Annotated in this window: 14 protein-coding genes and 1 pseudogene; 7 read left to right on the forward strand and 8 right to left on the reverse strand. The window is 68.0% G+C overall.

Annotation, left to right across the window (positions count from 1 at the left end):
- Positions 1-2 precede the first annotated feature (2 nt).
- Positions 3-872, reverse strand: a complete 870-nt coding sequence (locus RU01_RS16290; protein WP_042575592.1) for an SDR family NAD(P)-dependent oxidoreductase — start codon at positions 870-872, stop codon at positions 3-5.
- Positions 873-1,694: an alpha/beta hydrolase gene (locus RU01_RS16295; protein ID WP_269430145.1), complete on the reverse strand. Its 822-nt coding sequence runs from the start codon at positions 1,692-1,694 to the stop codon at positions 873-875.
- A gap of 224 nt (positions 1,695-1,918) precedes the next feature.
- Between RU01_RS16295 and RU01_RS16300 the strand changes: the two genes are divergently transcribed.
- From RU01_RS16300 to RU01_RS16310, 3 genes are all read left to right on the forward strand, one after another.
- Positions 1,919-2,953: a ferredoxin--NADP reductase gene (locus tag RU01_RS16300; RefSeq protein ID WP_231568743.1), complete on the forward strand. Its 1,035-nt coding sequence runs from the start codon at positions 1,919-1,921 to the stop codon at positions 2,951-2,953.
- An 8-nt stretch (positions 2,954-2,961) separates the two neighbouring features.
- Positions 2,962-3,402 (forward strand): SRPBCC family protein, encoded by a 441-nt coding sequence (locus RU01_RS16305; RefSeq protein WP_042575594.1) that lies wholly within the window; start codon positions 2,962-2,964, stop codon positions 3,400-3,402.
- A 144-nt stretch (positions 3,403-3,546) separates the two neighbouring features.
- A complete protein-coding gene (locus RU01_RS16310) occupies positions 3,547-5,127 on the forward strand; it encodes an alpha/beta hydrolase (RefSeq protein ID WP_042575655.1) in 1,581 nt (526 codons plus the stop codon).
- Here RU01_RS16310 and RU01_RS16315 read toward each other — a convergent pair.
- The 5 genes from RU01_RS16315 to RU01_RS16335 are packed head-to-tail and all read right to left on the reverse strand — an operon-like array spanning position 5,037 to position 9,333.
- A complete protein-coding gene (locus tag RU01_RS16315) occupies positions 5,037-5,759 on the reverse strand; it encodes a DUF998 domain-containing protein (RefSeq protein WP_052493322.1) in 723 nt (240 codons plus the stop codon). The two genes, RU01_RS16310 and RU01_RS16315, sit on opposite strands and share 91 nt — an antisense overlap.
- Positions 5,760-5,780: 21 nt before the next feature.
- Complete coding sequence (locus tag RU01_RS16320) at positions 5,781-7,124, reverse strand: DUF2254 domain-containing protein (protein ID WP_042575596.1); 1,344 nt, start codon at positions 7,122-7,124, stop codon at positions 5,781-5,783.
- 33 nt (positions 7,125-7,157) lie between these two features.
- Positions 7,158-7,559, reverse strand: a complete 402-nt coding sequence (locus tag RU01_RS16325; protein WP_027504901.1) for a RidA family protein — start codon at positions 7,557-7,559, stop codon at positions 7,158-7,160.
- Positions 7,556-8,320 (reverse strand): IclR family transcriptional regulator, encoded by a 765-nt coding sequence (locus RU01_RS16330; protein WP_042575597.1) that lies wholly within the window; start codon positions 8,318-8,320, stop codon positions 7,556-7,558. The genes RU01_RS16325 and RU01_RS16330 overlap by 4 nt, the downstream gene beginning before the upstream one ends.
- Positions 8,317-9,333, reverse strand: coding sequence for a sugar kinase (locus RU01_RS16335; protein ID WP_231568744.1), 1,017 nt, complete (start codon positions 9,331-9,333; stop codon positions 8,317-8,319). The genes RU01_RS16330 and RU01_RS16335 overlap by 4 nt, the downstream gene beginning before the upstream one ends.
- 127 nt (positions 9,334-9,460) lie before the next feature.
- On the opposite strand from RU01_RS16335, the gene RU01_RS16340 reads away from it, so the two are divergent.
- Genes RU01_RS16340 through RU01_RS16355 form a run of 4 tightly spaced genes read left to right on the forward strand, consistent with a single transcriptional unit; the run spans position 9,461 to position 14,442 of the window.
- A complete protein-coding gene (locus RU01_RS16340; RefSeq protein ID WP_042575598.1) occupies positions 9,461-10,732 on the forward strand; it encodes an alanine racemase in 1,272 nt (423 codons plus the stop codon).
- A gap of 2 nt (positions 10,733-10,734) precedes the next feature.
- Positions 10,735-12,345, forward strand: a complete 1,611-nt coding sequence (locus RU01_RS16345) for an N-acyl-D-amino-acid deacylase family protein (RefSeq protein ID WP_042575599.1) — start codon at positions 10,735-10,737, stop codon at positions 12,343-12,345.
- Positions 12,342-12,974: a bifunctional 4-hydroxy-2-oxoglutarate aldolase/2-dehydro-3-deoxy-phosphogluconate aldolase gene (locus RU01_RS16350; protein ID WP_042575600.1), complete on the forward strand. Its 633-nt coding sequence runs from the start codon at positions 12,342-12,344 to the stop codon at positions 12,972-12,974. Before RU01_RS16345 ends, RU01_RS16350 begins: the two co-directional genes overlap by 4 nt.
- A 28-nt stretch (positions 12,975-13,002) precedes the next feature.
- The gene (locus RU01_RS16355) at positions 13,003-14,442 is read left to right on the forward strand and encodes a GntP family permease (RefSeq protein WP_042575601.1); all 1,440 of its coding nucleotides are present in this window, start codon (positions 13,003-13,005) and stop codon (positions 14,440-14,442) included.
- Between the two features lie 110 nt (positions 14,443-14,552).
- Here RU01_RS16355 and RU01_RS22575 read toward each other — a convergent pair.
- Positions 14,553-14,738 (reverse strand): annotated as a pseudogene (locus RU01_RS22575) (LLM class flavin-dependent oxidoreductase); the annotation flags it as partial.
- Between the last annotated feature and the right edge of the window lie 14 nt (positions 14,739-14,752).

Consider the following 14,752-nt stretch of genomic DNA (forward strand, 5'->3'; position numbering starts at 1 on the left):
CGTCATACTCCTGTCGAGGTGGTAACAGCGGAAAGGGCTTGTGGGGCGGGCTCGCCGGGGAGAAGTCGGTCGAGGAGACCGGCACCTCGGGTGTAGAGCGTGGGGACGAGGCGCTTGAGCAACCAGATCGCCTTGGCGTCGATCTGGGGCACGACGTAGAGGCGGCCCTTGTCCAGCGCATCGAGGGTGGTAACGGCCACCCGTTCCGGCGTGAACCCGGTCCAGCGCATCAACTTCTGCGCCAGCTCGGAGGATCGTTCGGTGATGCGCCCGTCGACAGCGACGTTGGTCTTGACGAAGGTGGGGCACAGCACCGTCACGCCGACGCCGGAGCCGGACAGTTCGGCGGCAAGGGTTTCCGAGAGGGACATCACGCCCGCCTTGCCGACGTTGTACGGGCCCATCGTCGGGGCCGCGGCGAATCCGGCGGCGGACGCGACGTTGATGATTCCGCCGCGCCCGGAGGCGCGCATCTGCGGAACGAAGGTCTCGCAGCCGTGCACGACGCCCCACAGGTTGATCCCGAGTGCCCAGTTCCAGTCGTCGAAACCGATGCTGCCGACGGGCTTTCCGCCGATACCGACGCCCGCGTTGTTGATCAGCACGGTCGGTGCGCCGCCGAATTCGAGCTCGGCGAACAGCGCGAGATCTTCGACCTGCGATTGCACGGACACGTCGCACTGCACGGCGAATCCCGGGCCGTCGAGCATCCGCACGGTGGCTTCGGCACGCTCGAGCGAGATGTCGGCGCAGACGACTCGCCCACCGCGACGGGCGAGTTCGACGGCGAACGCGCGGCCGATGCCGCTGCCGGCACCCGTGACGACGGCGTCGGCACCGTGGGTGAGGCGGGGTCTGGTTCGAGTGAACATCTACAGTCTCGTTTCTGATGTGGACGTGACGGCCAGGAGGTCGGCGACGCGGCGGAGCGCTCTGTCGGCTTCGGGTGCGATGCGGGGCAGCGCTTGGAAGACGTGCATCTGGTCGGGCCAGATTTCGAGGGTGCAGTCACCACCGGCGGTGACGAGGATGTCGCGCAGATGCTCGGCGTCCGCGACCAGCATCTCGGCTCCACCGGCCTGAACGATGAAGCGAGGCAGCGTCGTTCCCGCTTCCACGGCAAGCCGGAGGCGCGGCATGTCGGGCTGCTCGTCCCGCGTGTAGAGCGAGGTGAGTGCCCTCGCAGCCCTGGCGGAGATCATCGGATCACGCCGCTGCCGCTCGCGGTTCTCCGCGAGCGTGAACGTGAGGTCGATCAGCGGTGAGAACAACGCGACGGCGCGTGGTTGCGGCAACGACCGGCGCGCGTTGTCCAGGACCAGGTCGAGCGCGAGGTGCCCACCGGCCGAGTCCCCCGCGACCACGATCGAGTCGGCGTCGAATCCGCTCGTCAGCAACCACCGGTAGGCGGCCTCGACGTCGTCCGCCGCCGCCGGGAAGGGGAACTCCGGCGCCAATCGGTAGTCGACGACGAACACCGGGAGCCCGGTCGCCGCGGACAGCCGCGAGGCGAGTCCGCGGTGAGTGCGCGCCGAGCAGATCGCGTAGGCGCTTCCGTGCAGGTAGAGAATCGCGCCGGGCCGATTCACGCTTCCGGCGTCGACCCATTCCCCGATGACGCCGTCCTCGTCGACGCTGCGCACGGTGGTCCCGGGGGCGAGCCCGCCGCACGCTCGCATCGCGATCTCGACCATGACCCGAGCGACGCGTTCCCCGCCGCGACCGAAGGGGAGTCGGCATGCTAGCGGTCGGAGGGTGAGTGCGGTCGACCGCGCCGCACATCGAGACCGCAGGGATCCGCGGCTCGGGATCGAAGGTGCCGATGTCATGCCGGAAGCGTCACTGACAACCGTGCCATTTGTCAATGGCCTATAGTTCAATGAAACAATCCTTGTTGGTTCATCGAAGGGACCCCGCCGTGACGATCGACTCCGTGGACGTTGCCGTCCACACCGTTCGACTGCAGGTGGACGAGGTGATCCGCGAAACCGCCGACGCTGTCACCCTGGTGTTCTCGACCCCCCTCGACTACCGGCCGGGCCAGTTCCTGACTCTCGAGATCCCGAGTCCGGACGGCGAGCCGGCGGCACGGTGCTACTCGTTGTCAAGCAGTCCGGCCACCCGCGAGCGCGCTGCCATCTCGGTCAAGCGGACCGCCGGCGGGTTCGCGTCCAACTGGATCTGCGACACCGCAGCGGCAGGCATGACGCTGACGTCGCTCCACCCCGCAGGCACCTTCGTGCCGACACGGTGGGACCGTCCACTCGTCCTCGTCGCCGCCGGAAGCGGCATCACCCCGATCATGTCCATCCTGAAGACGGCGTTGACGTCACACGGAGAACGCGTCGTCCTGCTCTACGCCAATCGCTCCCGCGACTCGGTGATGTTCGCCGACACTCTCGACGAGCTCCTCCGCCGCTTTCCGACGCGGTTGACCGTCGCCCACTGGTACGAGGCGGAGTCGGGACTACCGACCGACGCGGGCCTGCGCGACCTCCTGGACACGTCGGTGGAGAACGCGGACGCGTACCTGTGCGGGCCGGAACCGTTCATGGAGGTCGCTCGCCGCAGCCTCGTGACGTCCGGGGTGTCGCAGGAGAACATCCACCGCGAGGTGTTCGCGTCGCTGACGAGCAATCCGTTCCGCGCGGTAGCCCCGACTCCCACGGGATCCGGCATCGGAACCCCGGTCGAGGCCGAGGTGGAGGGCGAAACGCACTCGTTCCATTGCCCTCCGGATACGGTACTTCTCGACGCGATGCTGAGCGAAGGCATCGACGCGCCGTTCGTCTGCCGCGAAGGCAATTGCGGTGCATGTGCTTTCACCCTCCTGAGCGGTGAGGTGCACATGCACGTCAATGACACGTTGGACGACTACGAGCTGAAGAAGGGAGTCCGACTGGCATGCCAATCAGTGCCCGTATCGGACTCCCTGCGACTGGAAATCGAGTAAGGACAGACATGGCCGTCATCACCAGACACGTCGAGATCGCAGCCTCCGCGGAGGCGACGTTCGACTACCTCTCCTCCCACGAGAACGTTCCGGACTGGATGTTCGGAGTCACCTCGTTCACACCCGTCGGCGAGGTGAAGCGCGCGCTCGGTGACCGCTTCGAGGCCGAGATGAAGCTGGGCCCGAAAACGCTCCGGTCGACAGTGGACATCGTCGAATGGGTTCCGGGATCGGTCATCTCACTGTCCTCGGTGGCAGGTTTCGAGACGAGTTCACGGTGGACCGTGACCCCCGTCGACGACGATCATTGCGTCGCGGACGTCGAGTTCGGCTACGAGTTCCCCGGCGGACTCACCGGCAAGGCCATGGCAAAGGTGGTCGAGCCGTTCATCAGCCAGGGCATCTCCGTCACGGATCGCACGCTCAGAGCCCGGCTGGAAGCACGCTAGGCCACCTAGACTCTCCTGCACCGGCGTCGGGTTCCCTGTGCCCTCGCACGAGTTGCGGAGGATGACGTGAGAAGACTCGCGCCGTGGTTGTCGCGCTTCGAGCCGATCGGACTCGTCGTCGGCCTCGTCTTCTACTGCTGGTCGATGTCGCCGTCGCTGCTCCCCCGGCCCTGGTATCTGCAGGCCGTGGCGACGGGACTGTCGGTTGCCTGCGGATACGGCGTCGGCGTCCTGGTGGTGTGGGGTGTCCGCCGGATGGAGCTCACGCGCGAGTGGCCGGATCGCCTGAAGCGCTGGGGGTGGTACGCGATCGCCCTCGCCGCCGTGATCGTGCTGCCCCTGTTCCTCGTACTGGGAGCGTGGTGGCAGAACATCTCCCGTGACCTGGTGGGTATCGAACCGAGCAGGTCGTGGGACTACGCCGGCGTCTTCGTCGTTGCCGCCATCCTCTTCGTCCTGGTTCTCCTGCTCGCCCGCGGGATCCGATGGGTCACCGACCGGCTGATCACGCTGATCGGTCGAGTTCTGCCCCCTCCCGTCTCGCGCGGTATCGCGGTCGTCGCTGTGGGTGTCGTGCTGGTCTTCGCAGTCGAGGGACTGCTCGCCACCGGGATCGCCCGCATCTCGAACGGCTCTGCTGCGGCGGCGGACACCGGAAGCGCCGAGGGCGTCGTACAACCCACCGCACCGGAGCGTTCGGGCTCGCCCCAGTCGAACGAGCAGTGGGACAGCCTGGGCAAGGAGGGCCGCACGTTCGTCGCGAGCGGTCCGACGTCGCAGGACATCACCGACCTCACCGGCTCCCCGGCGCTCACACCGATCCGTGTCTACGCCGGACGCAAGTCGGTCGACGCGGACGGCTTGGGCCTCGGACGGTCGACAGTCGACTCGCTGGCCGAGCGTCTCGTCGCCGAGTTGGATCGCACCGGCGCGTTCGACCGGAAGTACCTGGCTGTCGCCACGACGACCGGCCGCGGGTGGGTCAACAATTCCGTCGCGTCGTCGCTGGAATACCTCACCGGCGGGGATAGTGCGATCGCGGCGATCCAGTACTCGTTCCTGCCCAGCCCGCTGGCGTTCCTGGCCGACCGCGACACCCCGCTCATCGCCGGCCGCGCGGTCTTCGAAGCCGTGTACCAGCGCGTGCAGGAATTGCCCGAGAACGACCGTCCGAAGTTGCTGGTCTTCGGGGAGTCGCTCGGGTCCTACGGTGGCCAGGACGCCTTCTCCGGTGTGCAGGACATGTTGGCGCGCACCGACGGAGCGCTGTGGGTGGGGACGCCGAACTTCTCCGAGCAGTGGTCTCGCGTGACCGACTCCCGCGATCCGGGCAGCCCCGAGATCCTGCCGGTGATCTACGGCGGACAGAACGTCCGCTTCGCCGCCGAACCGTCGGATCTCGACGCACCGGGGCTGGTCGACTGGGAGAGCCCCCGAGTCGTCTACTGGCAGCACCCCAGCGACCCCATCGTCTGGTGGTCGTTCGACCTGCTGTTCGGCAAGCCGGACTGGCTCCGGGAGCCCCGCGGTGTCGACGTCGACAAGGGAATGACGTGGATTCCCCTGGTCACGTTCTGGCAGGTGACACTCGACATGGCACTCGCCGCCGAGGTTCCGGAAGGACACGGCCACGCCTACGGTCCCGATGCCGCCTCGATGTGGGCGTCGGTCCTCGGCATCGCGGATCCGGCGCTGGTCGAGCGCGTCACCGACGAACTCCGATAGGCACTCGTCCGCACCCACCACGCCACCGAGATCAGGGCGATCACCTCGACGACCACCAGTAGTCGTTCGACGTACCCGAGCGTGACGACGCGGTACCACGGCGTAGTCGTCGTCATGCCGATCAGCAGCGCGTACGCGATGGGCAGGACAGCCGCCACGGACAGCAGGCCGAGCGTCATCGTCCGACGTGCCTGCCGTCGCCACTGCGGTGATCGGATCCACGGAGCGGCGAAGGCGATGACTGCCACCGGGATGCTGACGAAGGCCACCGCGGCCCCACCGCGGTGCACAGCGCCGCCGAGGCCGAGCGTTGCGTCGTTGCTCCAGTCCTGCTTCGGCACGGCGACGACTGCGATCAGGCCGACAGTCCACAGGGTCATCGCGACCGCGGCGACCGACGACGCGCGCAGCAACGACTGCCGGACGGCAGCGACGAGAACAGCGCCGGATCCGACGGCGAGGAGCAACACCCCGACCGTGAACACCCATTGCTGCGCGCCCAACCCGTACTCGCTGATGGTGCGGCGCAGATGCGACGGCGACCCGAGCGCGGTGACGACATCGAGGACGACGACCGTCGCGGCGCCGAGCAGGATGGCGAGAAGCCCGAGGGAGGCGAGGCGGGTCTGCACAGGGTCCTTTCGGCAGCGGATCTACGACTCCACTGTGCCTGACGGTGAGCCGGACACGGCGACCGTCGGGAGACGCTCACGCGCACGGTCGATCTGGTCGAGGCACGAGGCCCGCCCTGCCGGATCCGTCATCTCCCGCCGACACGCCTCGTCGAGGAGGTCGAGGTGGTACCGGACGCGGTCGATCGACGCGGTCGCGGTCGCTGCCGCACCGAGCCGCTCCGCCATCCGGATACCGGCAGCGACCACCATGGGGCTCGCCATCGCGTAGATCCGTACCGCGCCGAGTGCGTGGTCGATCAGGTCGACCACGGGCACCCGACGCAGAACGATCCGTACCGTCCCGGCATCGTCGGTCCGGGCACCACACGGCGGCGGACGGCCGACGAGAGTCGCCATCCCGACGGACAGATCGTCCAGGGCATTGCGAGCCGTGTACGGGTCGTTGGTACCCGAGGACAGAGCCCGCACTGCCATCTCGGCCAGCTGCTCGACGGCGAACTCGATGTCGTGCTGCGGAGTGCGCTCGTCGCCGATCTCGACCGCGGACTCGATCTCGCGCAGGTGCGACGCGGAGGCGGATCCGCTCCACCGTCGTGACTCCGCGATGGCGTCTCCCTCGATCACGTGCTCGCCCGGTCTGCAGAGCAGCACCACGACGGCGTCGGCGTCGACGGCCGAGGACAACGCCGCGTCCTCGTCCACGTCGACGACGACTCCGGAACGCGGAGCACGCACCGTGTCGACGTGGTCGGGCAGCGTCACCTCGGAATCCGACGCCGCGTCGGCCGGCGGCTCCGTCGGGTAGAGCTCGTCGACGGCTGCGGAGAGTTCGTCGCGCACGCGCGAGGACAGCGTCGCCACCTGGATCGACTGGGCGATGTGGTGGATGAAGTACACCAGGACGCCGACGTCGAGCACCGCGAGGAGCACGGCGACGTTCACCGCGATGTCGGGTATGAAGACGTCGCCGTCCGAGTCGAGCGACCGGATCGAGCGCAGCACCATCAGTGCGTAGAGGAAGGTCGCCCCGAAGATGCCGAGCACCACCTGGTTCCCGCGGTCCGCCATGAAGTTGCGCACCAGTCGCGGGCCGTAGGTCGAACTGGCCGTCGCGAGGACCGAGATGGTGATGGAGAAGGACGTCGCCGCGACTCCGAGCATCGACCCGCCGATGGCGCCGAGGATGTCCCGGCTGCCACTGGCGCCCACGTGGTAGAGCAGCGACCCACCGATCCCGATGCCCCGATCGAGGAGCCACCGGTCCAGGGCGACCAGGAGTTGAGCCAGGACGACGGCGACGACGCCCAGGACCGCGGGAACGAACCAGAACGTGCCCTGCAGCCGTACCCACCGTCGTCTCATGGGTTCATGGTGCCCTGACGGTGGGTCGACGTGTCAGACCACCGCGATCGCGTCGATCTCGACGAGCATCTCCTCGCGCGGGAGTCCCGTGAAGACCGTTGTGCGACTGGGCAGGACGTCACCCTTCGTGTGTTCGAGGACGAAGGCGCCGTACGCCTCGTTCATGACGGCGAAGTCCTCACGCTTCGTCAGGTACACCCGCAGCATCACGACGTCGTCGAAGGTCGCACCACTCGCCTCGACGATGGCCTTGACGTTGGTCAGCGTCCGCGTGGTCTGCGCCGCGACGTCGCCGGGGTACAGGTACTCGTTGGTCGCCGGGTCGACGGGTCCCTGCCCGGACACCTGGACGAACGGGCCCTTGCGCACGCCCTGCGAGAAGGTGTGGGCGGGTGCAGGCGCGTCGGTCGTGAGGACGGCGATCTTGTCGGTCATGCGGGTTCCTTCGTCGGGGTCGGACTCCAGCCGAGTTCGGCGGAGATGGTCTCGGCCACCGCGCGCACCTGCGGCAGGGTGCCGAGGACGCGGGCGTGGTCGAGCAGCATGTCGGGCACGGACATCGACACCGCGGCGACGATCGAGCCGGTTCCGTCGCGCACCGGCACGCCGATGCAGTTGACGAACGACTCGTGTTCCTCGTGGTCCTCGGCGTATCCCTGACGGGCCACGAGGGCCAGTTCCTCGAGGTAGCGCTCGGGCGTGTCGATGGTGCGGTCGGTGAAGCGGGTGTACTCGATGCGATGGGCGACGCGGAGCTGCTCGTCCGCAGGCAGCCCGGAGATCAGGATCTTTCCGACGGCGGTGCAGTGCAACGGTGCCGGGCGTCCGATGCGCGAGTACATCCGCACACTCTGCGTCGCGTCGAACTTGTCGATGTAGACGGCTTCCCCGGACTCGTAGGTGGCGAGGTGGATCGTCTGCTTGGTCTCCGCGTTCAGTGTCGCGAGGTACGGCCGCGCCAGCGTCCGGATGTCCCGCTGCTCCAACGACCGGTTGGAGAGCTCGAAAAGCGTCGACCCGAGCCGGTAGCGATGTTCGTGGTCGTGCTGGACGAAGCGCTCCGCCTCCATCGCGCGCAGCAGTCGCAGGACCGTGGTCTTGTGCACGTCGAGGTGGGCAGCCAACTCGTCCAGCGATCGCGGACCGTCGGCCAACACCCGGAGCAGGCTGAGCGCGCGGGACACACTCTGACTCATACGGCGATTCCCCTCTCTGCGTCGTAGTCGATGCGCGACCACTCCTCGTTCGAGGATGTCACCAGTGCGTCGAGACGGCGCAGCGGAAGCAGATGGGCCGCGTCGCCGTGCGCGGTGAGAGCGCCGGCCGCGCACAGGTGCCCCAGCCTGATCGCACGCTGCTGATCGTCGCCGCGGAGGACACCGGCCAGGTAGCCACCCGCGAACGCGTCTCCCGCACCGATCTTCTCGACCACCGACAACCGCAGAGCCGGGACGTCGACACGCTCGGCGCCGTCGAATCCCACGACCACGTGGGCGTCGTTCTTGATCACCAGGCGGCGCGGCTCGGGGAACAGGGCACGCAGCGCGTCGGGGTCTCCGGTGCCGAACACCTCCTGCGCTTCGTCGGCGCCCATCAGCACGATGTCGCTGCGCCGGACCTGTTCTCCGAGAACGACATCAGCGCTCCGGGTGGTCCACAGCCGGGGACGGTGATTGAGGTCGAAACTCAGCAGACCGGGCGACGACGCCAGCGCGGCCGCAGCGTCGCGCGCGGTGTCCGACAGGGCGAGCGTGATGCCGCTGACGTGCACGAGGTCGGCCGCCGCGAGCATCTGCGTCGCACCGACGACATCGTCGACACACAGCGCACTGGCGGCGGAACCGCTGCGGAAGTATGTCATTCGGCTCTCCCCGGCGGGTAGGTCGGACGCGTGACCGCTGCCCGAACCACGCTCCTTGACGTACATCCCGGTGGTGCGGGTCTGGTCGACGATCACCGCCGACGTGTCCACCCCACTCGCGCGCAGCGTTTCCGTCAGGTAGCGGCCGAAGCCGTCGTCACCGACGCGCGAGAGCCAGGACGCCTCGACGTCCAACTGGGCGAGGACCCGCGCGACGTTGGCCTCGGCTCCCCCGGCCGACCGCTCGAACGTGTCCGAGTGTTCGAGGGGGCCGGGCTGCGCGACCATGACCACGAGCCCCTCGCCGACACACACCACCCGTGGAGTCGCCGCGCCGGGTGATCTCACATCAATTCCCTTCGATGTCTTGCGAGTTGTCCCTGTTCGTTGCAGACTAACGACACCGAACGCACTTTGCAATCAGCGTTGCAACATACGCAACGCTACAGCGCCGCATCCGGCGCAGGAGGATTCGATGATCGACAAGGCCGCCGTCGAGGCGCTGCACGACCGCACTCTCGGCCCCGAGTACAAGTCCGTCCCACCCGCCGCGTGGGGCCTCACCGTGCGCGACTATCTGGCGACGGCGCCCACTCTCGCCGAGTTCGCGACCCCGGTCGTCACGCTGGATCGCCGCCACCTCACGTCGAACATCGACGTGATGGCGCGGTGGGCCGATGCGGCCGGCATGCGTCTGGCACCGCACGGCAAGACCACGATGGCGCCGCAGCTCTGGGCCGAGCAGCTCGAGGCGGGCAGCTGGGGAATCACCCTCGCCACCGGGTGGCAGGTACAACTTGCTCGCGCATTCGGCGTGCAGAGCATCCTTCTCGCCAATGCCCTGATCGACCCGGTGACACTCCGCTGGATCTCGGCGGACCTCGACGACCACGACGACGTCGAGTTCGTCTGCTGGGCAGACAGTGTCGACACCGTGACACGCATGACGGAGATCCTGGGCGCCGTGACACGACCGATCCCGGTGATCGTCGAACTCGGTGGGCCGCACGGCCGCACCGGGGCACGCAGCGTGGACGAGGCACGACGCGTCGCGGCCGCGATCTCCTCATCGCCGTCGGTCACCCTCGCAGGAGTCGGCGGATACGAGGGCGCGCTGGCCCACGACCGCACACCCGCAGGACTGGACGCCGTGCGCGCCTACCTAGACGAGGTCGCCGCCCTGCACGCCGGTCTCGCCGCCGACGGCCTGTACGAGGGACGGGCGATCGTCACCGCGGGTGGGAGCGCGTACCAGGACCTGGTGGTCGAGCGGCTCTCGTCGGTCGTCGACGAGGACACGGCCGTCGTGCTGCGCTCGGGCGCCTACGTGGTGCACGACGACGGCTTCTACGCCGACATCTCCCCGCTCATCGCCTCCCGCGTCGGCGAGCAGCACCTGTCCTCCGCGATGCACGGCTGGGCACGCGTGGTGTCGCGCCCGGAACCCGAACTCGCACTGCTCGATGCGGGCAAGCGCGACTTCCCGTTCGACGAGGGGCTGCCGACACCGCAGCGCATCGGCGGCCGGGACGCGGAAGCGGGGCACCATATCTCGGCGCTCAACGATCAGCACGCCTTCCTCCGGACGCCGGGCACGGCCCGCGACGACGTTCCCGTCGGGACGGTCGCACGGCTCGGCCTGTCGCATCCCTGCACGGCGTTCGACAAGTGGCGTCTGCTTCCGGTCGTCGACGACGCCGACGCGGCGAACCCGCGCATCGTCGACCTGATCCACACCTTCTTCTGATCATGGCGGACATCCTCTTTCGCGGCGGTGACGTCGTCGACGGCACCGGGTCCGACCGAGTCCGCGCCGACGTTCTCGTCGACGACGGACGCATCACGCGGGTCGCGGCACCGGGCACCGTCGCCGACGCGCGGATCGTCGTCGACGTGCCTCGGGGCCACGTCGTCGCACCGGGTTTCATCGACATGCACGCCCACTCCGACCTCGGACTGCTGACCGCGCCCGGACACGTTCCGAAGATCACCCAGGGCGTCACCACCGAGGTGCTGGGTCAGGACGGGCTCTCCTACGCACCCGTCACCGACGAGACGCTCGCGGTCATCCGCCGTCAGATCTCCGGATGGAACGGCAATCCCACCGATCTCGTCATCACGTGGCGCTCGGTCGCCGAGTATCTGGACCGGCTCGACCGGGGCATCACCCCCAACGCCGCGTACCTGGTGCCGCAGGGAACGTTGCGCTATCTGGCCGTCGGAGCGGATCAGCGTCCCGCCACCGCTGCCGAGATCGAGCACATGCGAGAGCTGGTGGCACAAGGCATGTCCGAGGGCGCAGTCGGCATGTCGAGCGGACTGACCTACACGCCCGGGATGTACGCCGACACGGGCGAACTGCGTGCGCTGTGCGAGGTCGTCGCCGAGTTCGGTGGCTTCTACGCTCCGCACACTCGCTCCTACGGCAAGAACGCTCTCGGCGCGTATCGGGAGATGATCGACCTCTCCCGTGAGACCGGCTGCGCTCTGCACCTGACCCACGCCACCATGAACTTCGGCGAGAACAAGGGCCGCGCCGGCGAGTTCCTCGACATGGTCGACGCTGCGATCGACGACGGGTGCGACATCACGCTCGACACCTATCCCTACCTGCCCGGCGCCACCACCCTGTCCGCGCTGCTGCCCAGCTGGGCGATGTCCGGCGGACCCGATGCGGCGCTGGGCCGTCTCGACGATCCCGACGTGCGGCGCCGCATCACCGACGACGTGAATCGCTACGGCTCGGACGGCTGCCACGGCGTCACGGTGGAATGGGAGACGATCCAGCTCAGCGGTGTCGCCAACGCGGACCTCGACCGCTACGTCGGGAAGACCGTCCTCGACATCGCGACCGAGGAGGACCGCGCTCCCGTCGACGTGTTCTTCGACGTGCTCCAGCGAGATGCGTTGAGCACCACCATCCTGCAACACGTCGGGCACGAGGAGAACGTGCGCGCCATCATGGTGCATCCCCACCACATGGGCGGCAGCGACGCCATCCTGGTGGGCGAGCGTCCGCATCCGCGGGCCTGGGGCACGTTCCCGCGCTACCTCGGTCACTACGTCCGCGACGAGGGCCTGATGTCGCTCGAGGACTGCGTCCATCACCTCACGGGACGGCCCGGCGCACGACTCGGTCTCACCGATCGTGGTCTCGTCCGCGAGGGCCACGCAGCAGATCTCGTGGTCTTCGATCCGGCCACCGTCCGGGACACCGCCACTTTCGACCACCCCAAGCAGCAGGCCGTCGGCATCGCGCACGTTCTCGTCAACGGCTCCTTCGCCGTGCGCGACGGCGTCCCCACCGGAACACTCGCCGGCCGCTCCCTCCGCCGCACCTCTCACGGAAGAACCTCATGACGACCCGATTCGACGACGCACTCGCCACGATCATGGAGGACCGCGCACTCGTCGTGGTCCGCGCCCCGTCCATCTCCGACCCCGCCGCCTTGGCGGATGCCCTCGTCGCCGGCGGACTGCGCGCCGTCGAACTGACCTTCACCACACCGAACGTGCTGGACTGCCTGCGCGCCGCGTCGTCGTCCGGTGCCGTGATGGGCGCGGGCACCGTGATCACGGGGGACCAGGCTCGCGCCGCGATCGACGCGGGCGCACGCTTCCTCGTCACTCCCGGTCTCCGTCCCGACGTCGCCGCGGTGGCGCACGAACGGGACGTGCCCGTCATGATGGGCGCGCTCACGCCCACCGAGATCATGGCGGCGCTCGATCTGGGTGCCGCCGCGGTGAAGGTGTTCCCCGCGAAGCTGTTCGGCCCCAGCTACTTCGGCGATCTCCGCGGTCCGTTTCCCGACGTTCCCCTCGTTCCGTCCGGCGGCGTCAACGCCGACAATGCCGCCGACTACCTCGCCCGCGGCGCCGTCGCCGTCACCGCGGGCACCGACGTCGTTCCACCGGCCGCGGTCGCGGCCGGGCTCTGGGACGACATCACCGCACGCGCCACCTCGTTCGTCCACTCACTCTCCCGCTGACTCTCCACATACTTCGAAAGGCAACCTCATGGGTTCCGTCGTCGACTGGTTGAGGACGTCCACTCCCGGACTCCTCGTGCTGTGCGGTATCGCGATCGCGGTCCTGCTCGTCGTCATCATCAAGGTCAAGCTCGAACCGTTCATCGCGCTCCTCATCGTCGGTCTGGGACTCGCTGTCGCAGCCGGCCTTCCGGTGTCGCAGATCGTGGGTACCGCCATCAAGAGCGGCGACTCGATTCTCGAGACGGGCTTCGGTGGCATCCTCGGTCACATCGCCGTGATCATCGGACTGGGTACCGTTCTCGGCGCCATCCTCGAGAGGTCCGGTGGTGCGCAGGCACTCACCGCCAAGCTTCTCGGCGTCTTCGGTGATCGCGGCGCACCCATCGCGATGGGTCTGCTCGGCCTCATCTTCGGCATCCCCGTCTTCTTCGACATCGGCATCTTCGTTCTCGCCCCGCTCGTTTACGTCGCGGCGCGACAGGGCGGAAAGTCGTTGGTGTTGTATGCACTTCCGATGCTCGCGGGCCTGTCGATGACGCACGCGTTCCTGCCTCCGCACCCCGGCCCCGTCGCGCTGGGCGGCCTGCTCGAGGTCAACCTGGGCTGGCTGATCCTCATGGGCTTCATCTGCGGCATCCCCGGCTTCATCGCGGCCGGTCTCGTGTGGGGCAGCTACATCGGCAAGCGCATCATCGTCGAGGTGCCCGAGGACTTCGTCAACGATGCCGACGACAACGGACCGCACACGTCGGGCGGCACCGCCGTCGAGACCAAGCGTCCCGTGGTCACCACTCCCCCGTCCGTCGCGACCATCGGCGCCATCATCGCCGTGCCCCTGGTGCTCATCCTCGGCGCCACGTTCGGCACCATCCTGCTCGACGAGGGCAACCTGCTCCAGGTCCTCACGTTCTTCGGCACCCCCGCGGTCGCTCTGCTCATCGCGGTGCTCATCGCGTTCTACGTCCTGGGTATCCGCCGTGGTTCGACGGTGCAGGAATTGTCCACTCTCACCGGCGAATCGCTCCGCCCGGTCGGCATGCTGCTCCTCGTCGTCGGAGCGGGCGCGTTCTTCGGCAAGGTCATCTCGGCCACCGGAATCGGTACCGCACTCGCGGACACCATGTCCGCGGCGGGACTGCCGATCATCGTGCTCGCGTACATCATCAGCTGTGCGCTGCGTATCGCCCAGGGATCGGCGACCGTCGCCATCGTCACGACCGGTGGCATCGTCGGACCGCTCGTCGCGGCGCAGGACTACTCGCAGATGTCGGTCGCGCTCATCGCCATGGCGATCGCGGCGGGCTCCATCATCCTCAGCCACGTGAACGACGGTGGGTTCTGGATCATCGCCAAGTTCTTCAACCTCACCGTCAAGCAGACGCTGCAGACGTGGACCGTGTTGGAAACCGTGCTGTCGGTCGTCAGCTTCGCCGTGGCAGGGGTGTTGTTCGCGATCGTCAGCTGAGCGCCGTGCGGCCGCGTCGTGGACCGGTGCACGTACAGCCACGTAATCGTCCGGAAATGCACCGGATCGCGACAATCGTTCGCGATCCGGTGCATCGTCGTGCATCCCGGTCAGCCCCGGCTGGTCGACCTCAGGGGCGCCAGACCGTAGTGGCCTCGCAGCGTGGTCTGCGTGTACTCGGTACGGAACAGTCCACGGCGCTGCAGGATCGGGACGACTTGGTCGACGAACACATCGAGACCTCCCGGCAGATACGGCGGCATTATGTTGAACCCGTCCGCGGCGCCGCCCTCGAACGAGCACAGTTGCC

The organism is Rhodococcus sp. MEB064 (assembly GCF_000834565.1).
In the GTDB taxonomy this organism is placed as follows: domain Bacteria; phylum Actinomycetota; class Actinomycetes; order Mycobacteriales; family Mycobacteriaceae; genus Rhodococcoides.